This is a genomic window from Bdellovibrio sp. HAGR004 (assembly GCF_055397015.1).
Genome location: NZ_AP029176.1, coordinates 1,130,098 through 1,154,519, shown reverse-complemented (window position 1 = coordinate 1,154,519; position 24,422 = coordinate 1,130,098). Strand labels below are relative to the sequence as shown.

The 24,422-nt window shown below is 50.2% G+C and carries 21 protein-coding genes; 6 read left to right on the top strand and 15 right to left on the bottom strand.

Going from position 1 to position 24,422, the window contains the following annotated elements:
- Window positions 1-44 precede the first annotated feature (44 nt).
- Complete coding sequence (locus tag ACZ5ZV_RS05900; protein WP_464120515.1) at window positions 45-1,514, top strand: amidase; 1,470 nt, start codon at window positions 45-47, stop codon at window positions 1,512-1,514.
- Here the strand turns inward: ACZ5ZV_RS05900 and ACZ5ZV_RS05895 are convergent.
- The 3 genes from ACZ5ZV_RS05895 to ACZ5ZV_RS05885 are packed head-to-tail and all read right to left on the bottom strand — an operon-like array spanning window position 1,511 to window position 5,639.
- Complete coding sequence (locus ACZ5ZV_RS05895; RefSeq protein WP_464120514.1) at window positions 1,511-2,332, bottom strand: ABC transporter permease; 822 nt, start codon at window positions 2,330-2,332, stop codon at window positions 1,511-1,513. The two genes, ACZ5ZV_RS05900 and ACZ5ZV_RS05895, sit on opposite strands and share 4 nt — an antisense overlap.
- On the bottom strand, window positions 2,329-3,216 hold the full coding sequence (locus ACZ5ZV_RS05890; protein ID WP_464120513.1) for an ABC transporter permease: 888 nt from the start codon (window positions 3,214-3,216) through the stop codon (window positions 2,329-2,331). The genes ACZ5ZV_RS05895 and ACZ5ZV_RS05890 overlap by 4 nt, the downstream gene beginning before the upstream one ends.
- 41 nt (window positions 3,217-3,257) lie before the next feature.
- Entirely contained in the window at window positions 3,258-5,639 is a 2,382-nt protein-coding gene (locus tag ACZ5ZV_RS05885) for a transglycosylase SLT domain-containing protein (protein WP_464120512.1), read from the bottom strand.
- Between the two features lie 105 nt (window positions 5,640-5,744).
- Between ACZ5ZV_RS05885 and radA the strand changes: the two genes are divergently transcribed.
- The 3 genes from radA to ACZ5ZV_RS05870 all read left to right on the top strand — a co-directional run bounded on the left by radA (window position 5,745) and on the right by ACZ5ZV_RS05870 (window position 8,735).
- Entirely contained in the window at window positions 5,745-7,139 is a 1,395-nt protein-coding gene (radA, locus tag ACZ5ZV_RS05880; protein ID WP_464120511.1) for a DNA repair protein RadA, read from the top strand.
- A 28-nt stretch (window positions 7,140-7,167) separates the two neighbouring features.
- Window positions 7,168-7,560 (top strand): Crp/Fnr family transcriptional regulator, encoded by a 393-nt coding sequence (locus ACZ5ZV_RS05875; protein ID WP_464120510.1) that lies wholly within the window; start codon window positions 7,168-7,170, stop codon window positions 7,558-7,560.
- 110 nt (window positions 7,561-7,670) lie between these two features.
- Window positions 7,671-8,735, top strand: coding sequence for a substrate-binding domain-containing protein (locus tag ACZ5ZV_RS05870; RefSeq protein ID WP_464120509.1), 1,065 nt, complete (start codon window positions 7,671-7,673; stop codon window positions 8,733-8,735).
- A gap of 21 nt (window positions 8,736-8,756) precedes the next feature.
- On the opposite strand, the gene ACZ5ZV_RS05865 is transcribed toward ACZ5ZV_RS05870, so the two are convergent.
- The 3 genes from ACZ5ZV_RS05865 to glpK form a co-directional block, all read right to left on the bottom strand.
- On the bottom strand, window positions 8,757-9,431 hold the full coding sequence (locus ACZ5ZV_RS05865) for a beta-sandwich domain-containing protein (RefSeq protein WP_464120508.1): 675 nt from the start codon (window positions 9,429-9,431) through the stop codon (window positions 8,757-8,759).
- Window positions 9,432-9,512: 81 nt separating this feature from the next.
- Window positions 9,513-10,226 carry a flagellar brake protein gene (locus ACZ5ZV_RS05860; RefSeq protein WP_464120507.1) on the bottom strand — a complete coding sequence of 238 codons (714 nt, stop codon included), beginning with the start codon at window positions 10,224-10,226 and terminating at the stop codon, window positions 9,513-9,515.
- A 3-nt stretch (window positions 10,227-10,229) separates the two neighbouring features.
- On the bottom strand, window positions 10,230-11,717 hold the full coding sequence (glpK, locus tag ACZ5ZV_RS05855) for a glycerol kinase GlpK (protein WP_464120506.1): 1,488 nt from the start codon (window positions 11,715-11,717) through the stop codon (window positions 10,230-10,232).
- Between the two features lie 21 nt (window positions 11,718-11,738).
- Here glpK and ACZ5ZV_RS05850 point away from each other — a divergent pair, with 21 nt between their 5' ends.
- Window positions 11,739-12,509, top strand: coding sequence for a lysophospholipid acyltransferase family protein (locus ACZ5ZV_RS05850; RefSeq protein WP_464120505.1), 771 nt, complete (start codon window positions 11,739-11,741; stop codon window positions 12,507-12,509).
- 3 nt (window positions 12,510-12,512) lie between these two features.
- Here the strand turns inward: ACZ5ZV_RS05850 and ACZ5ZV_RS05845 are convergent, their stop codons facing one another.
- The 9 genes from ACZ5ZV_RS05845 to gpmA form a co-directional block, all read right to left on the bottom strand.
- Window positions 12,513-12,692, bottom strand: coding sequence for a hypothetical protein (locus ACZ5ZV_RS05845; protein ID WP_464120504.1), 180 nt, complete (start codon window positions 12,690-12,692; stop codon window positions 12,513-12,515).
- Between the two features lie 13 nt (window positions 12,693-12,705).
- Window positions 12,706-13,137, bottom strand: coding sequence for a hypothetical protein (locus tag ACZ5ZV_RS05840; RefSeq protein WP_464120503.1), 432 nt, complete (start codon window positions 13,135-13,137; stop codon window positions 12,706-12,708).
- Window positions 13,138-13,244: 107 nt separating this feature from the next.
- On the bottom strand, window positions 13,245-14,483 hold the full coding sequence (gene hutI / locus ACZ5ZV_RS05835) for an imidazolonepropionase (RefSeq protein ID WP_464120502.1): 1,239 nt from the start codon (window positions 14,481-14,483) through the stop codon (window positions 13,245-13,247).
- A 49-nt stretch (window positions 14,484-14,532) separates the two neighbouring features.
- Window positions 14,533-14,982 (bottom strand): Hsp20/alpha crystallin family protein, encoded by a 450-nt coding sequence (locus ACZ5ZV_RS05830; RefSeq protein WP_464120501.1) that lies wholly within the window; start codon window positions 14,980-14,982, stop codon window positions 14,533-14,535.
- A gap of 144 nt (window positions 14,983-15,126) precedes the next feature.
- Window positions 15,127-16,269 carry an EF-hand domain-containing protein gene (locus ACZ5ZV_RS05825; protein WP_464120500.1) on the bottom strand — a complete coding sequence of 381 codons (1,143 nt, stop codon included), beginning with the start codon at window positions 16,267-16,269 and terminating at the stop codon, window positions 15,127-15,129.
- A gap of 35 nt (window positions 16,270-16,304) precedes the next feature.
- Window positions 16,305-17,267 carry a pilus assembly FimT family protein gene (locus tag ACZ5ZV_RS05820; RefSeq protein WP_464120499.1) on the bottom strand — a complete coding sequence of 321 codons (963 nt, stop codon included), beginning with the start codon at window positions 17,265-17,267 and terminating at the stop codon, window positions 16,305-16,307.
- Window positions 17,264-17,761 (bottom strand): type II secretion system protein, encoded by a 498-nt coding sequence (locus tag ACZ5ZV_RS05815; RefSeq protein WP_464120498.1) that lies wholly within the window; start codon window positions 17,759-17,761, stop codon window positions 17,264-17,266. Before ACZ5ZV_RS05815 ends, ACZ5ZV_RS05820 begins: the two co-directional genes overlap by 4 nt.
- Window positions 17,758-20,547, bottom strand: a complete 2,790-nt coding sequence (locus tag ACZ5ZV_RS05810) for a zinc ribbon domain-containing protein (RefSeq protein ID WP_464120497.1) — start codon at window positions 20,545-20,547, stop codon at window positions 17,758-17,760. Before ACZ5ZV_RS05810 ends, ACZ5ZV_RS05815 begins: the two co-directional genes overlap by 4 nt.
- Window positions 20,548-20,712: 165 nt before the next feature.
- A complete protein-coding gene (gene gpmA, locus ACZ5ZV_RS05805; protein WP_464120496.1) occupies window positions 20,713-21,459 on the bottom strand; it encodes a 2,3-diphosphoglycerate-dependent phosphoglycerate mutase in 747 nt (248 codons plus the stop codon).
- A gap of 224 nt (window positions 21,460-21,683) precedes the next feature.
- Between gpmA and ACZ5ZV_RS05800 the strand changes: the two genes are divergently transcribed.
- Window positions 21,684-24,389 (top strand): 2-oxoglutarate dehydrogenase E1 component, encoded by a 2,706-nt coding sequence (locus ACZ5ZV_RS05800; RefSeq protein WP_464120495.1) that lies wholly within the window; start codon window positions 21,684-21,686, stop codon window positions 24,387-24,389.
- The last annotated feature ends 33 nt before the right edge of the window (window positions 24,390-24,422 follow it).

The following is a 24,422-nucleotide window of genomic DNA, read 5'->3' as shown; positions in this document are numbered from 1 at the left end:
GAGAGGAAGAGGAAAGGGAGCTCCCAGCTCCCTTTTGTTTTTTTATGAATGAACTTCTGAAGCTTTCCGCTGTTGAACTGAATAAAAAAATTGTTTCCAAACAAGTCTCTCCCACCGAAGTGCTTGAAGCGCACATCGCCCGCATTGAACAGGTCAATCCTGCTTTGAATGCCATGGTGGAAGACGACTTTGTTCGCGCCAGAAAATTGGCGCATGAACAAACAGAACAATTGGCCAAAGACAATACCAACCTGCCGGTGTTCTTTGGTGTGCCCTTCACCGTCAAAGAAATGTTCGCCTATGCCGGCATGAAACGCACGGGCGGCAGTATCCATCGCAAAAACGAAGTGATGGACTGGGATGCGACCGTGGTGGCGCGTATGAAAAAAGCGGGCGCCATTCCCATGGGAACCACCAATGTCCCTGAACTGGGCTTCTGGTTTGAATGTTACAATCCGGTCTATGGCCGCACCAACAACCCTTACGACCTGGGCCGCACTTGCGGTGGCAGCAGTGGTGGTGAAGGAGCCTTGCTGGGCGCGGGTGCCACCCCCTTGGGCTTGGGAAGTGATATTGGCGGCAGCATTCGTATGCCGGCCTCTTTCTGTGGTGTCTTCGGCCACAAGCCTTCACGCTATCTATTGCCTCTGACAGGACATTTCCCTTTTGTGGAAGATGACTTCCGCACCACTTTGTTGGGGGAAAAGTATCCATTCACATCCATGGGACCGATGACTCGTAAAGCAGTGGATCTTTATCCCATGCTGAAAGTTTTAATGGGTTCTGATGATATCGATCAACAGACCGTCAAAACCCCGTCACTGGGCGGATTGACAGAGGAATGGGCCGGAAGAAAGATCCTGATCTGTCCAACACCCAATTTCCACCGTGCGCGCGGGACGGATGACGATATGGCACAAGCTGTGCGTAATTGTGGAAAGTTGTTTAAAGAGCTGGGTGCTGAGGTGGAAGAACTGGATCCACGCTTCTTTGTTCGCGCGGTGGAGCTTTGGTTTGCAGCCCTGAAAAACTCCAAGACTCGCAATCTGTATGAGACTTTGATGGGACCCACCCAACATCTGTCCATCGGAAAAGAAATTCTGAAGCTGACATTTGGCAAAGGCGACTACACCCTGCCAAATCTTTTGGTGTCGCTGGCAGAAATTTTTGACACCAGCAAAAAAGACTTTGCCGAAGAAATGCAAGCTCTGGCAAAGATGCGCGCTGAACTGGATGCCAAACTGGGCGACGAAGGTCTTTTGATCCTTCCCCCACATCCGCGCGTGGCTCCGAAACATCGTGCGCCTTTGTGGTCACCGTTTGATTTTATCTACACAGCGATCTTTGTGACTTTGGGACATCCCGCAACGTCAGTGCCGATGGGATTGAATGAAGACGGCCTGCCACTGGGTGTGCAGGTGGTGGCCCCTTACATGAAGGACCATCTGGCTTTGTCTTGTGCGGAATTCCTGGAAACAACCTTCGGCGGCTGGCAGCCTCCCAAAGGTCTTTAGAATTTAGGCCGACGCAGATAATCCAGGATGATGTGGAAGCTCCACACCGTCAGGAACAACACCAGGCTGGGGAACAAAATCAGATGCGGGAAGCTGGAAAGAGTCTTCCACCCTTCTCGCACCAAGATACCCCAGCTTGTGTACGGCGGATGAATCCCCAACCCGATAAAACTCATAAAACTTTCATACAAGATGTTGGTCGGAATCTGCATCGCCACCAGAATCAACAATGTGCCCAGCATATTCGGCAGTATGTGCTTGATAAAAATATGACTGCGACTGCCACCCAACGCAATGGCGGCTTCCACAAAAGGCTTGCGCTTGATTTCCAGAACCATCCCGCGGGTGACCCGGGCAAGGCTCATCCAATGAGTCGCCGCAATACTGACACACAGACTGATCAAGGAACGGTACAAAGGATCTTCAAAGGGCAAAAGCAACTGCAGACTTAAACACAATACTGACACCAGAATGAAGCTGGGGATGGCCATCAGGATGTCACAAAAGCGCATAAGCGTGCGGTCCACAAGACCTTCCGACCAACCGGCCACACCGCCATAACAAAGCCCCACAACAAAGGCCATGAGCGACCCCAAAAGTCCCACCACCAGTGAAATTCGCCCCCCCAAAAGCACGCGTGCAAAAAGATCACGCCCCAGACTGTCCGTCCCGAACAGATGCTCTTTCCCCGCCGGCAGTAAAATGGTTTCGACATTTTGCTCCAGTCCGGAGGTCGCCAGCAACCAGGGCCCAAAGATCGTCGCAAACAGAAGAATTCCCAAAAACACCACGGCCAAAGCGAACAAGATTTTTCTCATGCCTGCTCCTTTAAGCGTGGATCTGCCAGACGCAAAAGCACATCAATCAACGAATTCACCACGATCAACAGACTGCCATAGAAAAGCGTCAGACCCACGATCAAGGTGTAATCGCGGTCGTTCAAGGCACTGATGAACTCGGTTCCCAATCCCGGCACGGCAAAAAGAACTTCAACCAGGAACGAACCCGACAGCAATGAAACAATCAAAGGCCCCACGTAACTCAGAAACGGAACCAGCGAGTTCTTTAAAACGTGCCGAATCAAAATCGCCCACACCCCAATGCCTTTGGCTTTGGCTGTGCGCACGTAATCCATCTGGAAATTTTCATTCAGCGAGTTTTTCAAAAGACGAATCAAAGAGGCCAGCGGGCGCAAACTCAACGTCAGAACCGGCAGCACATAGTGAATCGGAGAAGCCAAAAAGGCCACTGGCAAAAGGTTCCAGTAAAAACCGAAAAGATATATTAACAATGGACCCCAGAACAGGCTGGGCAGTGACAAAAACGCAATCACCATCTGATCCACCATGGTTTCAATCCAGGTTTCACGGAAACGCACGGCCGCCACCGTCACAATGAAGGCTCCGGACAAGATGCACAATAAAGCAATGCCGTTTAAGGCCAGCGTGTTGCGCACCCCTTGCGCGATGATCTCTGCCACTGTGCGATCGGGCTTTGCCATGGAAATTCCCAGATCGCCCTGCCCCACCGCCAACAGATAAGAACCCACTTGCCCCAGCGCGGACTGCTGAACTCCCCAGTGCTCGGACAGCTTTTCCTTGACCACAGGGTTCAGCGCGGTGTCTTCGTCAAAGGGACCACCTGGAAGGGCTTTAAGCAAAAAAAATGTTAGCGTCGCCAGGACCACCAGCGACGCTAACATTTCAAATAACTTTTTTAAGACAAAACGAAATCCCGTATCGCTCAAATGTCATCCCAGTTTTCTTTTCCTGCCAGCTCGGCGGTGAACTTCACCGGCACCGCACCCGCCAGATAAGGGAAAAGATCTTTTTTGTTGCCGTACAGTTGTGAATAAATGTGCGCATTGGAAACCACACGTTTCACATAGTTGCGAGTTTCCAGGAACGGAATGTGCTCAATGAACTCATCCGTTTCCAGATTACCGAAGCTGGAAAGCCAGTTTTTCACACGGTGAGGACCGGCATTGTAACCCGCCGCCACCAGTGGGATCGTATTTTCAAAGCGATCCATCAGGCGTTTCAAATAACGCGAGCCGATCTTCACGGATGTTTCCGGCTGCAACAGCATTGGGGCTTTGAATTCTTTTTCGTTCAAAAGCATCGCCACTTTGTGTCCCGTGAACGGCATCACCTGCATCAGGCCCAGGGCCCCCACCGGAGAAATCGCGTCGCGACGATAATGAGTTTCCGCGCGCATGATCCCCCATACAAGCTCTTCCGGCACAGAGAATTTCTTGGTGTATTTTTCCACATGCTCGGAATAGGCGCGAGGATAAGCAAACTCCCAAAGATAACGGATTCCTTCGACGCCATGAGCGGCGCGCTGACCGCCAAAGTTGATCTGTGCGATATACGAAGATCGGTTGTAGTGACCGGCCGTATTGTATTCGCTCATCAACGTGCGCAGGTACTCGCGGTTGGATGTCTTGCGTTCAATGTCATAAAGATCCCAACGCGCCCATTCGTTTTCACCCAGAATCATCATATCGCGAGCCCGTTCAAAGCGCTTCATCAGCGCCGGGTTCGAGAACGTCGCCACTTTTTCACCACTGGCATCCGGAACTTCATCCGCAGATTCCACCGAATCAGCCACTTCCACGGACTTCAAATCCGGGTTGTCCACCGCTTCGGCTTCTTCCTCTTCCCCTTTTTCATCGTCCGCAGAATACTGGGTCAGGATCAGATTTTCTTCTGATTCACTTTCATCTCCACGATAGCTTTCTTGCGAAAATGGCATCAGGAATTCGCCGGCCGAGAAACGGGAAATCACACGCGGCTGGGTCGGAAGGCTGGATTCTGCCAAACGAGGAACTTTGATCTCCTCCATCTTCTTCAGACGGGCTTGGGCCGCGATCGCATAGTACCCCAGCAAAGAATCCTTCGCCAAAGCCGACATCATGGCACGGGCCTGTTCCACTTTCCCCTGGCGATACAAGCTCATCGCCATCCAGTAAGTCACGCGATCTTCAGGGAAGGACTTCCAGGCCTTTTTGTTTCTTTTTTTCGCCGCATTCAATTCACCCAGAGCCTTATAAGCCCCCTGGTAATCACCTTTGAGATACTTCAGCCACGCCAAATGCCATTGAGCATCGCGATTCAAGCCGGATTTTGGATACGCCTTCATGAACTCCTGAAAGCGACGAGCTGCCCCGTCATAGTCCTGGAACTGATAACTGAGGAAAGCGGACTGATAAAGCGCCTGACGACCGGTCTTGGACTTCGGGCTCATCTTGTAGGCAGAATAGTAAGATCCCACCGCCAGTTGCACTTCCCCTGCTCGTGCGGCGGCGGAGGCAAAAAGAATCAGGAAATCAAAGTTTCTTTTATTGGCTTCATAGTAGGGCTTTAACAGTTCAACAGCTTTAACCACTTCCCCTTCCTGCAGATAGAACTGGGCCTGCAGTTTGTCGGAAAGATATTTGTCCGACTTGGGAAGTTTGCTTTTCATGATATTGATTTCAGCCTGAGCTTTCTGATCCTGTCCGGCCCACAACAAATAACGAACGCGGGTGCGGAAGTCTTCCGGTGTGGCTTTGCAATCTGTGGGTTTGCCTTGGAATTCATTGCTGGCCAGGTCCACACTCCAGTCAGCGACTTTCGGATAGGCCGGATGACGCTCGTAAAGCTTCACCAGCCACTTGCACATATTGCCGTGACGATTCAGACCTTTTTCCGCAATGGCAAGGTTGTAAATGACATCCGGGTAGTCCTCGGTGTTGCGTGTGCGTTTTTCCAACTTCATGAACTGCACGCGGGCTTGTTTGAAGTTCTTTTTTTCCAAGGCAATCTGACCCATCAGATTGGACGTTTCAATGGACATCTTCACATTTGGGGAAAGCTCCAGAACTTTCTTCAGCTCCCCTTCTGCTTCGTCCCACTTGGATGTTTTCATGTAGGACTGCCCCAGATAGAAGCGCACGTATTCTTCCAAAGAGGTCTTGTCTTTCAGAAGAGCTTGAAATGCAGGAATGGCTTCTTCATATTTGGCGGCACGAAATTGTTCCAGCGCCTTTTTAAAGGGCTCCAGATCGTTCTTGGTTGTTTGAGCTCCCGCCAAAGGACCCATCAGAAGAGAAAAAACAATGCATTTCAGGAAGACCTTCATGTCCACCACTCCGATACAAAAAGTTGTACAGTTCCAATAAAAAGAAGCCCCTACCCAAATCGTTTTTCAGGTGCTTCTGTCATTTAATAATGATACCGAATATCCATGGCAAAATCGAAAACTAAAACGATCTATACCTGTCAAAATTGTGGGGCCCAAAGACCTAGGTGGGAAGGAAAATGCTCTGACTGCGGCGCGTGGAATTCCTACGTCGAAGAGCTGCAGATGCCCGAGGTCAAAACTCGAGGATGGTCCACTGGCTCTCCGGAGAGGGATGCCGCAGCCTCCAAGCCGGTCACCCTGGACCAAAGACTTGAAGAAGTGAAGTTGGATCGTTTCGACACGGGTTTTGAAGAGCTCAATCGTGTCTTGGGGGGCGGTCTTGCCAAAGGCAGCTTCGTTCTTCTGGGGGGCTCGCCAGGTATTGGTAAATCCACCCTTTTGCTGCAAATGGCTGGTGGTTTAGCCAAAAACAAACACAAGGTTCTCTACATCTCTGGAGAGGAAAGCGTTTCGCAGACCGGATCTCGGGCGCATCGTTTGGACATTCGTTCTCCGCTGATTGAAATCGGTTGTGAAAGCAACCTTCAGGCCGTCATGGAAATGGCGCGCTTTAAAAAGCCCGATGTTCTGGTGGTGGACTCGATCCAAACCATGTTCCTGCCTGATTTGCAGGCAGCCCCCGGCTCAGTTTCCCAGGTGCGCGAGTGCGCCGGTCATTTGATGGGACTAGCCAAACAAGAAGGCATCACTGTCATCCTGATTGGTCACGTCACCAAAGACGGCAGCATTGCCGGCCCGAAGGTGCTTGAGCACATGGTCGACTGTGTGCTGTCCTTCGACGGTGATGTCTCTTACAACTTCCGCCTGCTGCGGGCTTTGAAAAACCGTTTTGGTGCGGCTCATGAACTGGGTGTGTTCCAGATGAACTCGCGCGGCTTGGAAGAAGTCTCAAACCCATCAGAACTGTTTTTGGAAGAGCGCGGAGATCAACTGATCGGATCGGCCGTGTTCGCGTCGATGGAAGGAACAAGACCACTGCTCTGTGAAGTGCAGGCGCTGACCCTTTCCAGTCCCATGGCCATGCCTCGCCGAACGGCGCTGGGAATTGATATCAATCGTCTGCATTTGCTGACGGCCGTTTTGGATCGCCACTTGGATATTCGCCTGGCCCACAGTGATATCTTTATCAACGTGGTGGGTGGCTTGAAGCTGGTGGAGCCTGCTTCAGATCTGGCGGTGGCTGCCGCCATACTTTCCACAGAAGGCCGCAGAGATCTGGATGCAAAAACCTGCTTCTTTGGTGAAATCGGTTTAACTGGCGAAGTCCGTGGGGTTTCTTTTGTCGAACAAAGAATCCGCGAAGCTGACAAGCTGGGCTTTATGCACTTTGTGATCCCGTTTTCCAACAAACGCCATTTGGAGGAAGTGAAGCTTTCCAAGGAAAAGAAAATTTCATTTGTCAAAAATGTGCATGATCTGAATAGAATAATTAAATAGAACATTCACACATCGAGAGGATTCTGACATGGACGATCAGAGCGCTATTGTAAAAGAAAGCTATCAACCTGGCGACTATATCTTCTTTGAGGGCGATATCGAAAATCACTTCTATATCGTCGAATCCGGTGTGGTGAACATCTTCACCAAAGACCAGATGGGAAAACGCATTCACATCTGTGACATCACCGATGGAGAATCCTTTGGTGAATTTGCATTGATTTCAAAAATGCCCCGTTCAGCTTCAGCACAGGCCACTACCGACGTTGTACTGGTGAAAGTCTCGGAAGAAGGCTACAAGCAACTTCTGGCCGAACTTCCCACCTGGGCTGAGTGCATGCTGAAGTCCTTTACCGACCGCCTGCAAAATATGACAGAAAAAATACGAGAAATGGAGCAGTTCAAACGTCGCAGTCCTTAAAACCACTCTCTTGTTCAGGGTGTTTTTTGGTGCCCTCCTCACTTTCCTGAGCGCATTGTAATCCTCAATCACATAGTTATTTGCGAAATGACCATGTATGCTGAGAACAAATGATCGCCAAATTTAGATATTATATTTTCCTTTGCTCGCTGCCCGTGGTTTTTCTGTTTTCGCCCATGACCGCTGAGGCTCAACACCTGGACACAATAAAATGGACCGGCCCCACCACAGGGCCTCAAGCCCAGGAATCACACACTGTTCATTTTATTGCCTCGGACTTAAAAAATGGCGGCGTGAGTGCCGTCAGCGAAAGTTTTCTTTCCGCCGTTCGTGTCCTGAGATGGCAAGCGCAGATTTTTGACGGCAAAGGCAGCTCGGAACTTCTGCGCCAGCAGCTGCGCCACTCGATCTCGCAGAAAGTGGACGGCATTGTTCTTGGGGGCTTCGATGCCGAGGATCACCCCGAAGAGATCAAACAAGCCCAGGCCGCGGGAATTCGTATTCTGGGGTGGCATGCCTCTGCCAAACCCGGCCCATCCAAGTTTCTTTTCACCAACATTACGACAGATCCTTTGATCGTGGCTGAAAGATCCGCCCGCTTGGCCAAGAAGTTCGGTCCGCGTAAAGCCGGTGTGGTTTTAATCACCGACAGTCGCTTCACCATCGCACTGGCGAAAACTGAAAGAATGAAACACATTCTGGAAGATTCAAAGGACATCAAGGTCTTAACAACCCTGGATATGCCGATTTCACAAGCTGACCGCGAAGTTCCCAAAACCGTTGAAACCCTGCAAAGACAATACGGAAAAAAATGGACTCATACACTGGCAATCAATGATGTCTACTTTGATCACATGAACTTTCCGCTGAAAAAAGTCGGAAGAAAAGATATCGTGAATATCTCTGCCGGTGATGGCTCCATCACCGCCTTAACTCGCATCAAGTCCCGACTGTCCCAACAGGTGGCGACCATTGCGGAACCCTTACGTGCTCAGGGATGGCAGCTGGCTGATGAGTTCAACCGAGCCTTTGCAGGCCTGACTCCCAGCGGTTATGTCAGTGAACCAATTGAGGTGACAGCGGATTCTTTGAAAGCCCACTCTTTGAAAGAGCTCGAAGGCAGGATCCCTTTTGAAGAATCCTATACGAAGATTTGGTATCCTGGAGGCCACTAAGGCCTCCAGTTTTTTTTGGAACTAGTATCGAACAGGATAAATGGAAGGTGCACCGTAGCTGGATGATACACGCACATCCAGGTCCGCATACCCACCCATGGATTCAGCGCGGATATCAATCGCCACGATTCTTTCTCCGGCCATCAGATATTCTGACGTCAAACCAGAGTAGAACGTGCCTGTGTAGCTCAAACGGTTCAACTGCACACGACGACCGCTTTGAGTGATCGCATAAGTTTCATGCAATTGCACTCCGGCACGGTAAACGCTGACGCGAACATAGTCCACATAAGCTGCATAGTTGAACTGCACACGCAACCACTCGCCACCGCCGCGACGACTCACGCCATAGAACTGCACGCTGGATTCACCATAGTGATTGCCTGGAGGCGGATAGGGATTGTGCGGAGGATAAGGATTTGGATACGGCTCTGGACGAGGGTTTGGATGCGGATATGGATCAGGACGCGGATTCGGTCTGACCGGTGGACGTGGTTCTGGACGAGGGCGAATACCGCCATGGCGATCATCGCGACGGCCATGATCATAACGATCGTCATCATGGTAACGATCCGGCCCACGGTGATCTTCGCGTCGATCGTCGTTGCCACGATCCGGGCGAATTTGCGCAGAAACCAATGGACTTTGCAGCATGAAAGCTGCGGCCAAAAGAGTAGACATCAATGGTAGTTTCATAAAGGCTCCTTTTTAATCAAACACAACAATCTTTCCAAGATTCGTGCCGGACAAAATGACACCAAATGAAACTGACAACTTCTATCGCCCGTCTTTTTTGGGATATTTTAAGAACAGTTCCCGCTGCAGATCCATCATCAGACTCAATAAACGCGTTTCCAGCATCTGATTGACGTTTAGAAACTGTAAACCCGCAGTTTGGAAGGTCTCACCCTCTTGCTCCCGCTTCTGGGCAAAACGCACCTCCACCTCAAACTCCATGGCCCGACGACTTCCAAGACGCAGAGCGCCCTTGATGCGGTCCCCCACTTTCAGATCCGGTGAGGTCCCTTTGAAATCTATTTTCAGACCTCCGGCGCTGACATCTTTCACCCTGGTTTCAACAAAGTAAACCCGATTGCCGTGATTCAGAATGCTGAAAATGGCCTCGTACTTTGCCGGCAAATCAATACGGGCATTGGCTCTGCGTTGCAGCTGGAACAGGTCCACATCGGTCTTAAGCACCGCCCACCCAACACTGAAGGACAAGTCCGTCTGGAAAAAGTAGCGCTCGCTTTTGAAGGGAAAGTTCACCACCACTTTCTGAGGGGTGGTAACCCCTTTGGAGTCCGCCGTGTGATGACACAACAAAGTTTCATCCTTATCCACCTGCACAGCGATCAAATGAAAGACCTCCTCGTTCACCGAGCCTTTCATCGAAAGTTGAAGCTTGTCATCGGCAATCTCGCGAAACAGAAGCTTCTTTTCGGACACCGCCACTTTCTTAAAGATTGTCTGCGCTCCGGGGCCGTTCATGCACTACACTCTTTCCAAAGCTTCGGCCCACTTTTTAAGACGATCTTTGCGCGCCTTCGTGGCCATCTGCACTTTGAATTCCTTTTCCACTTTCCAGACCCGTTTGATTTCTTTTAGGTCCTTCCAAACACCAGCGCCCAATCCTGCCATAAAGGCCGCCCCCAAAGCCGTGGTTTCCAAGTTTTTGGGACGAACAACGTTGGCCCCACAATAGTCCGCTTGCAGCTGCATCAAAAGATCATTGGCAGCAGCACCGCCATCCACCCGAACCCCACGCAGTTTTTTACCCAGATCCCTTTGCATGGTATTTAGGATATCCACATTCTGCAAAGCCATGGCTTCCAAAGTCGCGCGCGCGATATGAGCTTTGGTGCTTCCACGAGTCAATCCACAGATCACCCCACGAGCCTCCGGCTTCCAGTGAGGCGCTCCCAAACCGGTCAGTGCCGGAATGAATTCCACCCCTTCGGTGGTTTGTACGGTCTTGGCCAAAGTCTCCACCTCAGATGACTGCTGAATCAATCCCAGTCCGTCGCGCAACCACTGAACTGCGGCCCCACAGACGAATGCGCCTCCTTCAAGGGCGTAGGTCATTTCCTGATTTTTCAGTTTCCATGCGATTGTCGTCAGAAGTTTGTTCTTGGACTTCACCGCTTTTTTTCCGGTGTTCAAAAGTAAAAAGCTGCCTGTACCGAAGGTGCATTTGGAATCCCCAACATCAAAACAAGTCTGCCCAAACAAGGCCGCCTGCTGATCCCCAACAATACCCGTCACAGGAATTCCATCGGGCATAAAACCCAAACCATGAGTGACACCAAATTCCGCATTGGACGGACAGATTTCCGGCAAAATGGCCTCAGGCACACCGAAAAGTTTTAATAGATCCTGATCCCACCACCCCGTGTGGATGTTCATCAGCATCGTGCGTGAGGCATTGCTCACATCCGTCTTATGCGACTGGCCTGCAGTCAACTTCCACAGAAGGAAAGTGTCTACGGTGCCGACCAAGGCACGACCTTCACGGGCCTTCTTCGCCGCATTGGGGACATTCTTTAGCAGCCACTGAATTTTGGTCGCCGAAAAATACGGATCCAAAACCAGTCCGGTTTTGGCAGTGATCATTTTTTCTTTTTTGTTTTTCTTCAGCTTTTCGCAAATCTGCTGCGTCCGGCGACACTGCCACACAATGGCGTTGTGCAGGGCCTTGCCCGTTTCCGAATCCCAAAGCATCACTGTTTCACGCTGATTGGTGATGCCAATGGCACGGATCTGTGACCCTTTGATCCCTGCCTTTTCCAATGCCAAACGCATGGATCGTTGCGTGGAATACCAAATATCCTCGGGATCATGCTCCACCCAACCGGGCTTGGGGAAAATCTGTTTAAAGGCCTCACGCGCCTCGGCGACAAGACCTCCGGCTTGATTGATGATGCAGGTTCTTGAGCTGGTTGTCCCTTGGTCAATGGCCATGATAAAAGAAGACATAAACATTCTCCAATCGATGTAATAATAATGAAGAATTTCCTGAAGAAACCCAACGAAAAAATTTTTGGTTTGCGCTCTCTGGATCGCGATACTTTGATTTTTCGTGTTCTGCCGCGCTTTCTTCTGGAAATCATGCGCAAATACTTCCGCCTGGAAGTGGTAGGCGTTGAGAACATTCCCCGCCGAGGCGCGGTGGTGCTGGCACCAAATCACTCCGGCTATTCTGGCTTTGATGCCATCTTGCTGGGACATATTGTCCAACAGGAAGCCAAGCGTGTGCCGCGCGTTCTGACTCACCATTTTTGGTTTTTAACTGAGACCACGGCCATTCCCGCCAACAAAATGGGTTTTACCGAAGCGACCTATGAAAACGGCGTCAATGCCCTGAAAAAAGGAAACGCTATTGTTCTGTTCCCAGAAGGTGAACAGGGAAACTTCAAACCCACGTCTGAACGCTATCAGCTGCAGGAATTCAAACGCGGCTTTGTGCGCATGGCTCTGGAAGCCCAATGCCCCATCGTTCCCGTGGTGGTTTTGGGGGCCGAGGAAACCCACATCAATCTGAAGAAATTGAAGTTCACGAAATTCCTGAAGGGCACCGTCATTCCACTGCCTTTGAATGTCATTCCCCTGCCCGCCAAATGGCGCATTCGCTTTTTAGAGCCGATCCATCTGCCCTATAAACCGGAAGCCATCAATGATTCGGAATTGATGAACGAGATTGCTCAGGATATTCAGGAAAAAATGCAGACGGCGATTGAAGAAGAACTGCAAAAACGCGGGCACGCGTTCCTTTAGTTTCTATTTTCCATCAGGAAGATCTTCCGCGATGACTTCTAAAATATTATGCCATTTCGCGACCAGGATGCCGGGGTCATCAGCATTGCGGCTCACCAGTCGACTGACCAGGATGGCGGCAAGACTCACGGCTAGGACGAGGAGGAGCACATACTCCACCACGATTTGACCTCGTTTATTCATATTTTAAATTATATCACACTTCCGCAGGAGAGGTAGTGCGCACCACAGGGGCTGGACGCCAGTTTTCCATTGTGAGACGCAAAGTCTCAACCAAAAGGTCGAGGTTTTCATCTTCAATAGGACCGCGCAGGCCGATCACCACATCATCGTGCCATTTTTCAACTTCCAAAGGACCTATGTGTTTGGCGGCGTCTTCAAAAGACAGCAGGAAGCTGTCTTCCGTCGGATAGATCATCACCAGGATGTTGGCTCCGGAAGCCTTGGAAACTTCCTTGGCCTTTGCCATTTCGGCTGTAAGTTTCTGCTGAATCAAAAAATAGATCTTCAGTGCCAGCGCTTCATGAAACTGGGCGAAGTAAATGCGAACGGGACCATCAAAGATGGCACTATTAAAAGCAGGATTAAAATACTTCGACTGCATTAACGTGGTGTATGATGACCTCATGTTGTAGCTCCCCCCTCCACAGACACAACCCAAGACTAGGAAGAAAACCCTTCCTAATTCAAAGGAAATTTTAAGAATCTTAAATTTTCTGACGCGTCAGATTAAATTTAAGACTCAAAAACCTTCTTTCCTCTCGAGAAAACAACCTTCTCCGCGTGCTCTCCCACACTGTAGAACAGGCACGACCACTCCTGATCGATGCCTACAATGTCAGCAGATTTGCCCACTTCGATGGATCCCACCTCTTTGTGCAGATTTAAAGCATGAGCTGCACCGACGGTGTAGGCTGCAATGACTTCCGGCAGACTCATCTTCATTTCCAAGCGAGCCAAGAGGCCGACAAGATTCAGATCCTGCGTCGGCGATGTACCCGGATTAAAATCTGTGGCCAGAGCCACGCGCACCCCCGCATCGATCATCGCTCGGGCCGGAGGATATTTTGTCTTTGTGTAAAGATCGGCCGTAGGCAACAAAACTCCGGTCACTTCCGATTTTGCCAGATTGCGGATTTCTTTTTCCTCGATTTGCAGCAGATGATCGCCAGAAAGGGCCCCCAGACGTACCGCCACCTCACTGCCGCCACTTAAAGACATTTGGTCGGCGTGGATCAGGACATCAAAGCCCAGTTCCTGCGCACGACGCAGATATCTTTCAGAGGCCTCCGCCGGAAAGAAGCCCTTTTCAATAAAGACATCCACCCGACGAGCCAATTTCTTTTTGGCGACAACAGGAAGAACCTTTTCCGCCAGGAAGGTCAGATATTCTTCGTAAGACTTGTATTCCGGCGGCAAAGCATGCGCCCCCAGGAATGTACTGACAGTGCGTGGGCCTTTGAGCTCTTGGATCGCCTGAAGAACCTTGATTTCATCTTTCAGATTCAAAGCATAACCGGATTTCACTTCCAGCGTGGTCACCCCCTGAGCCAGAAAGTGATTCACCCGCTTCTGCCCGGTCGCCACCAGATCCTTTAAAGTCGAAGACCGCGTTTTTCGCATCGTCGACAAAATGCCGCCTCCTTTGGCGGCAATCTCCTGGTAGCTGACACCTTGATTGCGCATTTCAAACTCTGCGGCGCGATCTCCGGCAAAAACCAGATGTGTGTGACACTCCACGAACCCAGGCAAAACCGTTTTGCCCTTCATGTCCAGTTCGCGCATTCCTTTTTTCTTGGCCCATTCCTTGGAAAGTTTTTTATGGGGGCCCACCCACAGGATTTTGTCTTTATCCATGACAACCGAAGCCTGGTTCATAATACCCAGATCTTCTTCTTTGATGTGACGGCCATTTTTGGCTGAAGCGCCCTGCAAGGTCAGTAATGTCGAAATATTTTTAAGCAGAATACCCATGCACCTATTCAAGCACATGGGTCCCGAGGATCAAGCTAAAATCTTGGCCCTACATAATCTTGATACTATGACTGCGCGCGCCCTCTGTTTTAGGCAGCGTAATATGCAGTACACCGTCCTCGAAGTGAGCTTCGATCTTTTCGGAGTTCACCTGGGTGGGCAACGTGAAGGATCTTAGGAACTTGCCATAGGATCTTTCAGTATAGCGCCCTTCCCCTTGGCTCTGGCGGGTGCGCTCTCCAGAAATCGTCAGTACATTATCTGACAGATCCAACTTGATTTCATTCTTCTTCATGCCCGGCAAATCAGCCGTCACAAGATAAGCATTGTCCTTTTCCTCAACATCCACGGCAGGCGAGAAGTCCATCCCTGAACGCGCCAGACTTGAACCAAAACCCCGGTCAAAGTCGTTAATAAAATCCTCGAACTGACTAATTAGGTCTGAAGTGGCCCCCAACCGGCGCTGACTGCTCCAGGGCGCCAAAGAACGCATAGGCATAACATCCTCCTTGTAATCACTTGCCCGAATTATGGCGCGCTCTGCACTCAGGTCAATGTTGCCGAAATTAACCTGTCAAAAATTAAAAAGCCGGAGTGTCTTCACACACTCCGGCTTCGGATTTTTTTGCTAATTAAAACTGGACTACTTCATTTTTGGAGAGAACCACAAGTCGATCACGCGGCCTTCCTTCTTTTTGCCTTTTTCTTTGAAGACGAAGGTGCTCTTCTCGCGGATTTCCGCGCGGTCTGCCACGGAGCTTACCGCAGAAGCATCGTATTTCAAAGACACTGACTCAATACGTGACTTCAAAGGAACCAGTTCGCCTTTTTGTACTTTGCCGTCACCGTTTTTATCAAACCACAACAGCAGTTTTGCAAAGTCTTTGTCCTTTTTATCAATCACGTCATCTTTGTTCGAATCAAATTCGCGCAAAGCCTCAAAACCGTTTTTATATTTGTCCCCCTGATTACCGAACAACTCATCTTCGGTGGTGATCAGACCATCGCCATTGCGATCCACTGCAATGAATGCCCCTGGCGCACCAGCTTCAGGCCACATTGTTTTGCCCGTTGGATTCAGCGGGAAGTCCACAGCCGCAGAGAACTGAGGAAGTCTGTCATCAAAGAAGACCATCAGTGGCGAGAAATACCCGCCGCAATAACCGTTTTCACCCGGGAAGAAGGCTGAGACACTGTACTGTCGGCCATCTTTTGAACCACTGGTATAGACTGTGGCAGAAAGCGGGCCGTTGTAACCCATGTATTCCTGCTTCTGGCGCGCATCGAAAACCTGTTCGAAGGTGATGGCTTCCAGCTTGGCTTCAAAGTCATCAGAGATATTCCCTTGCTCGTCAACCATCGTGTTAAAGTTGATCGGCAACACAATCCGCACGTTGTTCCCGGCATAACTGGCCTTGACGGTGTCGTGCTTGATGACGGCCACGTTGGTTTCACCAGCCTTCATTACGATATTGGCCGGATAAAGCACCTCGTAGGTCTTCATCGCACCTTTGACATTCATAGTAATTTTGATTTTAACCTGAGACGCAGGTGAAATCGGATTTGAAACGTGACGAAGATTTGTCCCGAAGCACGTGTTGGCCACGTTGATGGTCACACCGTCGGAAGAGGCCCGTGTCGCCTGGCCGGATAAAACGACCCCTTGAAACCCTGCCGAACCGCCTGCACCGGAGTTCACTGCTGCCGGTTGCTGTTCGGTCTGAGCATATGCCGTACCCGATGCCACTAGCACAGCGGCGGCGCAAAGCCCTTTACGCATAAACATACAAGCCCCCTTTTATTCCCCATCAAGACTCAAAGCTACTTCTTCTCAGGACGCACGATCTTGAAGTAAATCAAGGCATCCTTTGCGTCCTTGCGAGAGAACTCAACTTTTTGCACGTCATATGCAAACAGCTGACCTTGGTTAAATCCTTGCAGCCCATAAACCGAGCGCCACAAGTTGATTTGCTTCCCGCTTTGATCCTTGGCTAGATAATACTTGATTATGTTGACAACTTTCAAGCGGACAAGAGGAGCAGCTCCTCCCATTGGCGGTATATCCCTTAAGAACTTATCTTCGTTTGTAATCGTCTCATTAGGATACATCGGATTACTCATGTCGATCAGATTTCCCAAGTTCAGGCGCACCAACGTGCTGGCCCCGGAATTGGGCACCACACCCAAAAAGATCGGAGAGCGCGCCGGCTTGCTGTAGTCCGGCCCCGATGAGGTCATCTCTCTCACCGTTGTCGGTGTATCCAGCATCACCACATTTCCACCCACCCAGATCTTGTCGTTGGCGAAGGTGACTTCATTGTTTTTATTCAAAGAGACAAAGTTCAAAGAGGCCGCCTGCCTTGGATCCGCCGGCGGATTCCCCACTTCATAAGCTGAAGCTGGAGTATAAAGGATCGTTCCGCCCTTTCGTTCCGCCGTCGTAATAAAGATCACTTCGTGGCGGCGCCCCGCCTCCAATGTCAGCTTTCGTTCAGAGTTATCGACGGCCGTCTCGCTCGCATCGGAAACGTAGTCAAAGAACCGGCGACCGTAATCATCCAGCACATTCAAATTGTTAAATGAAGGTTCGGAGTTCTTCAGATCCCGCAGAATCATACGCTCGGCCAGAATACTGTCGACCTTGTCTTCAATTTCGTTGGTGATCTCGGTTTTGGTTTTTGCCGTGAAGACGAAGAACGAGGCCGCCACCATGCCCATGATTCCCATCAGGGCCACACCAACGATCATTTCTGCTAAAGTAAAACCGCGTTGATTCTTCATCATTGTGCATTCACCACAAACTGATAGTCCACCGAGCCATAGTTAGCCGGAGTGAGCTTGGCCGCCTTGCCATTTTTATCCGTACCATCCGCCCAATCTTTGTGGGTCAGACGAACTGTTACCAGATACAAACCTTTCATCCCCGGGTAGGCCTGAATGGTAAAACCATAGCGGCCGGGACATCCGGGACATTCCTTGGCCGTGGACATCATTCCATTCCCCCAGGCCATGGGCAGCTTGTCCTTCGCCAGCGCTGCTTCACGTTCTTTGTCCGAGGTGAAGTAGTTGATCTGATACATGCGCACATTAGGCCGGATGTTTTCAATGACGTCGTTGATCTGCTTATAGACCGAGTTCTTAACTCCACTGTCTGTGGCCACCTTCTTCATACTCAGAATTCCTGAGATAAAGAATGACCCCACCAGAGTCAGCATGGCCAACCCTAACAAGACCTCCAGAATCGAAATACCTTGCTGGTTTCGGATGAGGGATTTCATATGCCGGACTCCCGCGAAATTTCCAGAACATAGAAGCGCACCAGACGGTTCTTACACACTGTCGAGTTGCTGTTCTTAATAAAACCACAATCCGGATCCACTGCCGTCCAACGGAATGGATCGGCCTTGGCGCGCAAGGAGATAGAGTTGCACTTATACAGATTGGAAACGTCCGTGATACTTGGGTACGGATGCCATACCGGATAACGATTGATCACTGAGCAATCAACACTGTTATTACCTTTTAATACACCCGCCTTACGAAGTTCATAAGTCGCCATGGCGTGATAGATGGTACTCCAGCGAATACCACTGCGATAAGCGGAATCATCTATGGACATTCCTTGCGTCAGAATGAAGCTGCCGACGATTCTAAGCGGCTTATCGCGGGCTTCGATCACCAGTCTTTCGCAGTTCATGAAACCGGATACAAAGTTCGCATCGGATTTGATATAGCAGGTCTTAGCCAACGACACGACCTGGAAGGCTGCGGTGCTGCCACCACTTGGCTCCCAACGGGCGTTGTTCTTGTCAAAGATAAAGTCCTTGGCTTCGCCCAGTTTCGCCGTGAAAGACCACGATTGACGGGCCGATGAAGCAAATGACTGGGACCAGTCCGAGCCTCCGAAGGCGGAAGAGTTTTTACCCAAGGCTTCACAGGCATTGTCCAGATTCACATAAGGGTCGATATCCTCTGGATAGCCGCTCTTGTCACGACCAGCGGAATCGCGCAGGCGAGAACCCACCTTGAAGTCAGCACCCTCAGGCTCGAAGACCAGCCATCCTTTGTTATTTCCGGCAGCCCAGTTCTTTCTTAAGTTACGTCCATCATAGTAACCAACATCGTAAGCGATCAACTCAAGAGAGACCGGCAAACGCTCACCCATGGAGTTGACCAGCATGGAAGCATTATCAAAGCTGACATCCAAATCCTGGAAAGAAGAGTTGGAGTTATTGTTCTTAGGGTCATCCCCTGGCTTCAGAGGTTTTTTAAGTGTCAGATGAATTTTGGGCTGGATGTCCATGCTAGCACGAACCTTACGAAGCTGCTCACGCGTACCGCTGAGCTTACGCTCGTTTGCATCCAGCTCAGCTTCCATACGTTCTTTATATTGTTTTGCCTGAGCCAGATCATTGCGGGCACTGGAAAGACTGTAACGCGCACTTGACAGGCGATCCTTGTCGACGGGATTACGACGCTCCTCACGCTCGACATCATTTTCAGCATCGTTGACATCACGAATTGCTCGCTCCACAGCACGGGCTGCTTGATTCAGTCGAGCCTGACTGCTGCTCACGTCAGACTCTAGCTGACTGACCTGACGCTCCAGACTTTTTTCCAGAGGTCGAAGATCGATCTTCGGTTCCAAAGTCACAGACCCTTCAGCCGGAATCTCCCCGGTCAGATACATATTACCGAACTTGATGTTATATCTTGTCGCGGCCAGTTTTTCCTGACTTAAAGAGAATCCTTTCAAAAGATCACGGAAGCCCCACCAGTTGTCCGGCGAATTTGGCTTTTCAACGTCTTTGTTCTGAACTGTGAACATATTCCCGTCTGTCAAAGCCAGGCGGTAATTGTATTTGCTGCCTTTTTGACCCAGCAACTGACCCGTCAATTGACTGTTATCGGTATTGGCTAGTTCGTATTTGATCTTTTCGTGGCGCAGACATTGTGCCATCAAACTGGCATTCACGGTCTCTCCGACGGCAAAACCAGAAAGATAGTCCAAGCCCAGATCACGTGCGCCATCCACTTCCACACCTTTCTGGAAGCCACCGAACTGACGAATCTGACCCCAGAACTGGTCATCCTGCTGACCGGCGTAACGCGGTTTAAATTCCTGATTATTGCGCATCACAGGTCCGTCACCCAGAACCACTTTATCCTTGAAGGTCACCGGCGTATAAACAGTGTCCCCGCCAGTCAGATCCGCCCCGGAATTCGGCGCCATCGGCAAATGAATGGATCCGTTTACAAAGACCGGACTTTCAAAGATCAAACCTGGATACTTGATATTGGCAAGGCGTGAGCCGGTTTGTTTGATAACAGCATCACCCTTCTTCAAACCCGAAGCCGTGGTAACTGTTTTATCCAGATAAAGGTCACCCGCCACCATCATGGCAAAGCTTCCAACCTCACGAGGATAAACCCCGACATACGAAGTTGTTTTCAAGGAGCTTGAGCCCACTTCGATCACCTTGCCGGAGCGATCCAACAAGCTCACATCAATACGCAAATACACTTCCCGACCGTACTCTGGGATGGACGCGCGAACATCTCTTGAAATAGAGACATCAATCGCAGCCACGGTGTAACCCTTCAGATCCGCCACGATCTTATAAACCGGATGCAAGGCAGAGAAGGACTCAATATTGATTCGTTGGTGAATTTTTGAAACAGGGACTTTTTCCGGATTGGCGATGCCGATCACTCGCAAGAAGTCGACGGTCTCTTTTTTCATTAGAATACGCTCAACCGAGCGCGGGTGACTGAGCAGCTCGACCGCTGTTGCCGGCACACTCTTGCCGCAACTTTCCTGCATCCAGGATTCAGAAAAACACCAGCGCTGTCGAATACCGAACAGAGTATAATCCACCATGGAGTGCAGAGCCAGACGCGCCGTAATGATCGAGGCCGTTTTAGTGACCTGAGTTCTGTGCTTAACAACTGTCGGCGACAGGAAGTAGATCATAACACCGACAACGCCCACGGCCACCAACGCCTGGACGAATGCGCTTCCCCTGTTATTAAAGACAGAACGTGACTTACGGACTGATTTCACGGTGATTTCTCCTGTCTCTTGTATCGACATAAATCGTATCAAACTTAAGAAAAGACAGGGCAAAGGAGGTCCCCCGCACGGGATTTGTTTCACATCGAAACAACTTATGTATCAAATTCGAATGACAAAAAAGAAAGGCTCCTTAAGGAGCCTTCATCGCAATGCTTATTTTGCTTTGCCTTGGTTGGCAACGGCCTCGATAGCCGCTTTCACTTCATCGGGGTCCCCGATGAATTCCTTCTTCAGGACCTTCAAATCAGCATCCAGCTCATACATCATGGGAATACCGGTTGGCATATTTACGCCCATGATTTCCTCAGGGGTCATACCTTCCAAATGCTGCATCAAGGCACGCAAACTGTTACCGTGAGCCACGATCAGGACATTTTTGCCTGATTTTACAGCAGGTGCGATTGTGCCGTTCCACAGCGGCAAGAAACGAGCAACGGTGTCCTTCAAAGACTCATTGCTAGGCAAAAGTTTAGCATCCACATCCTTGTAACGAGGGTCATGCGTGGGATGACGAGGGTCTGTCACCTCCATCGGAGGTGGCGGAGTGTCGTAACTGCGGCGCCAAATCTTCACTTGCTCCTCACCATGACGAGCTGCGGTCTCTGCCTTATTCAGACCTTGAAGTGCTCCGTAGTGTCTTTCATTCAAACGCCAGTCCTTGTGGACAGGAAGCCACACTTGGTCAACCTCATCCAGCACGAAATTCAGAGTTTTAATCGCTCTTTTGAGCATGCTTGTATAGGCCACATCAAAATTGAAGCCTTTTTCACGAAGAGCTTTGCCACCCTTTAGAGCTTCCGCTCGACCTTTCTCGGAAAGATCAACGTCCTGCCAGCCTGTGAATCGATTTTCTTGGTTCCAAACACTTTCACCGTGTCGAATAAGTACCAACTTATACACGTTTAAACTCCTTCATTTTGGATAGAAAAAGAGCTATCATGACAAGGCTTTAAATAACATCAAAAGCTTGGCGTTTTGCTGCGCATTAAGACGTGTCAAATCCCCAACTTTTTGAAAAATTAGCGAGCGCTAGCGGACGGTGAAACAAGTTATATCAAGACCTCTGGATTCGAGATAATTTGTTTAACCGCCCGCTCAACCCATGTGAAGTTTGAGGTTATATCGTGAGCAACAGTGGCATCAATAGTGCGAATCTTGAATACATCGAACAACTCTACTCTGATTTCAAAGCGAATCCGGATTCACTCGCAGTAGAATGGAAAAGCTTCTTTGAAGGTGTTGAGTTTGCCCAAGGGGGCAAGTTCGGCATGTCCGATAAAGAGCTGGCCGTCTTCCAACTCATCCAGGCTTATCGCGCTGACGGACACACCGAAGCCAACCTGAATCCGCTGTATGCTCCGCAAGCAGGAGAACTTCTTTCCCTGAAGCGCTTTGGCCTGACGGAAAAAGATCTGACGGCAAAATTCCAGATTGGCTCTGTGATTGGTAAAGCCAACGCCACTCTCAGCGACATCATCGCACATCTGAAGGCCACTTACTGCGGAACACTTTCCCTACAGGCTGCGGATGCTTCTCCAAAAGAAGTTCAATGGCTGACTCAGCAATTCGAAAACAATCCGGCAAAACTTTCTTTGGACGAAAAGAAAAACGCTCTGGCGGCTTTGACCAAAGCGGAAACTTTGGAAAAGTTCGTTCACACCCGTTACGTGGGAACAAAGCGCTTCTCTGTGGAAGGGGCTGATTCCATTTTGCCGATGATGGACACATTGGTGAACAAAGGCACGGCTCATCAGGTTCAGGAAGTTTTCGTGGGCATGGCCCACCGTGGTCGCGTCAACATCCTGGTGAACTTCTTCGGAAAGCCTGAAGAATATGTCTTCGGCGACTTCAACGGTCCGCTGGAACTGGCCGAGCCCATTGAAGACTTCGACAACGACGTGAAGTACCACTTGGGTTATGTCACTGAAAAGAAAACCGCGACCGGTTCTTGCAAAGTCACTCTGGCCTACAACCCTTCTCACCTGGAAACCGTGAACGCGGTGGCTTTGGGGATGGCGCGTGCGGCTCAAGACCAAATCGGCACTACAGGCAAAAAGAATGTTGTTCCAGTTCTAATCCACGGGGATGCGGCGTTTGCCGGTCAGGGGATCGTTCAGGAAACTCTGCAAATGGCTGGAGTTCACTCTCACTCCACTGGCGGCACGATCCACATCATCATCGACAATCAGGTGGGCTTCACCACCAGCGGCAAGGACACTCGCTCCACACGTTATTCTTCTGATGCAGCGAAAATGACCTTCACCCCTGTTCTGCATGTGAATGGTGACGATGTTGAAAGCGCCGTGCGCGCCATGGACATCGCCCTTCGCTATCGCCAGGAATTCGGCAAAGACGTTGTGATCAATCTGCTGTGTTACCGTAAATTCGGCCACAACGAAGGGGACGAACCTGCGTTCACTCAACCGCAGATGTATGAGATCATCAAAACCCACGCAACAGTTCGCGAGCTATTTGCGAAGAAACTGGCTGCGGAAGGAAGTGTGGATCAGAAAACTTCTGACGACATGTACAACCAGGCGATGGATCGCTTGCAGACTATTTTCGAAGATACCAAAAAGAATCCGCCGAAACTTAAGAACTTCAAGTTCGAAGGCAACTGGAAAGGTCTGCGCAAGGCCAAGGATTCTGATTTCGAAAAATCCGCCGACACCACTTTCGATCTGGGCAAGCTAAAACAAATCGGCGAGAAAATCGGCAGTCACCCTGCTGACTTCACTCCACATCCAAAACTGATCAAACTTCTGGAAGCGCGTAAAGCGATGGGCGCTGGCAAAGAAAACATCGACTGGGGCATGGGTGAACTTTTGGCCTACGGTTCTTTGCTGTCAGAGGGCACTAATGTTCGTTTGACTGGTGAAGACTGCGTGCGTGGCACGTTCACTCACCGTCATGCAGGCATGTACGACTTTAAAACCGGCAAAGCTTACTTCCCGCTGGCGGATCTGAATCCGAAGGCGAAACTGCTGGTGGCGGAAAGTATTCTGTCTGAGTACGGCGTGATGGGTTACGAGTACGGTTATTCCGTTCAGGATCCCAAATCCCTGGTGATGTGGGAAGCTCAGTTCGGTGACTTCGTCAACGGCGCGCAAATCGTGATCGACCAATACCTGTCTGCGGGTGAATCCAAGTGGCAACAGATGAGCGGCCTGGTACTTCTTCTGCCTCACGGCTATGAAGGTCAGGGTCCCGAGCACTCCTCGGCCCGTCTTGAGCGCTTCTTGCAACTTTGTGCTCAGAACAACATGCAAGTTGTAAATCTGACAACACCGGCTCAGATCTATCATGCTCTTCGCCGCCAGGTGCGCAGAGACTTCCGCAAACCTTTGGTTGTGATGTCACCAAAGTCTTTGCTTCGTCACCCGCGTGCCGTTTCCACGATCGACGAACTGGCCAAGGGTCGCTTCCAGGAAGTGATTGCTGACACTATTGATAAGTCCAAAGTGGACACCGTGGTGTTTGTTTCCGGTAAGCTTTACTACGAGCTTTTGGAAGAAAGAGAAAAGTCCAAGAAAGAAAATGTCGCTTTGGTTCGTCTGGAGCAGATCTATCCATTCCCTGCCACTCAGGTGACGGAAGTTCTGAAGTCCTACCCTAAAGCAAAAACTTTGGTATGGGCGCAGGAAGAACCAAAAAACATGGGTGCCTTCCAGAACGTGTACTTCAAGTTTGTTGATGTTGTCTCCAAAGCCGGCCTGAAGCTGGGCTTTGAATACGTGGGCCGTCCGGAAAGATCCTCTCCGGCGACAGGTTCTGTCTACAGACACCGCATTGAACAAGCTGAGATCGTCAAAGCCGTTTTCAGTAAATAGTCGGCTGGGCCGACAAAGCTGGCGCGACTCGGC

Coding starts and splice junctions, on each gene's coding strand:
- ACZ5ZV_RS05900 (WP_464120515.1), top strand. CDS start 45: ATGAATGAACTTCTGAAGCTTTCCGCTGTTGAACTGAATAAAAAAATT.
- ACZ5ZV_RS05895 (WP_464120514.1), bottom strand. CDS start 2,332: ATGAGAAAAATCTTGTTCGCTTTGGCCGTGGTGTTTTTGGGAATTCTT.
- ACZ5ZV_RS05890 (WP_464120513.1), bottom strand. CDS start 3,216: ATGTTAGCGTCGCTGGTGGTCCTGGCGACGCTAACATTTTTTTTGCTT.
- ACZ5ZV_RS05885 (WP_464120512.1), bottom strand. CDS start 5,639: ATGAAGGTCTTCCTGAAATGCATTGTTTTTTCTCTTCTGATGGGTCCT.
- radA (WP_464120511.1), top strand. CDS start 5,745: ATGGCAAAATCGAAAACTAAAACGATCTATACCTGTCAAAATTGTGGG.
- ACZ5ZV_RS05875 (WP_464120510.1), top strand. CDS start 7,168: ATGGACGATCAGAGCGCTATTGTAAAAGAAAGCTATCAACCTGGCGAC.
- ACZ5ZV_RS05870 (WP_464120509.1), top strand. CDS start 7,671: ATGATCGCCAAATTTAGATATTATATTTTCCTTTGCTCGCTGCCCGTG.
- ACZ5ZV_RS05865 (WP_464120508.1), bottom strand. CDS start 9,431: ATGAAACTACCATTGATGTCTACTCTTTTGGCCGCAGCTTTCATGCTG.
- ACZ5ZV_RS05860 (WP_464120507.1), bottom strand. CDS start 10,226: ATGAACGGCCCCGGAGCGCAGACAATCTTTAAGAAAGTGGCGGTGTCC.
- glpK (WP_464120506.1), bottom strand. CDS start 11,717: ATGTTTATGTCTTCTTTTATCATGGCCATTGACCAAGGGACAACCAGC.
- ACZ5ZV_RS05850 (WP_464120505.1), top strand. CDS start 11,739: ATGAAGAATTTCCTGAAGAAACCCAACGAAAAAATTTTTGGTTTGCGC.
- ACZ5ZV_RS05845 (WP_464120504.1), bottom strand. CDS start 12,692: ATGAATAAACGAGGTCAAATCGTGGTGGAGTATGTGCTCCTCCTCGTC.
- ACZ5ZV_RS05840 (WP_464120503.1), bottom strand. CDS start 13,137: ATGAGGTCATCATACACCACGTTAATGCAGTCGAAGTATTTTAATCCT.
- hutI (WP_464120502.1), bottom strand. CDS start 14,483: ATGGGTATTCTGCTTAAAAATATTTCGACATTACTGACCTTGCAGGGC.
- ACZ5ZV_RS05830 (WP_464120501.1), bottom strand. CDS start 14,982: ATGCCTATGCGTTCTTTGGCGCCCTGGAGCAGTCAGCGCCGGTTGGGG.
- ACZ5ZV_RS05825 (WP_464120500.1), bottom strand. CDS start 16,269: ATGTTTATGCGTAAAGGGCTTTGCGCCGCCGCTGTGCTAGTGGCATCG.
- ACZ5ZV_RS05820 (WP_464120499.1), bottom strand. CDS start 17,267: ATGATGAAGAATCAACGCGGTTTTACTTTAGCAGAAATGATCGTTGGT.
- ACZ5ZV_RS05815 (WP_464120498.1), bottom strand. CDS start 17,761: ATGAAATCCCTCATCCGAAACCAGCAAGGTATTTCGATTCTGGAGGTC.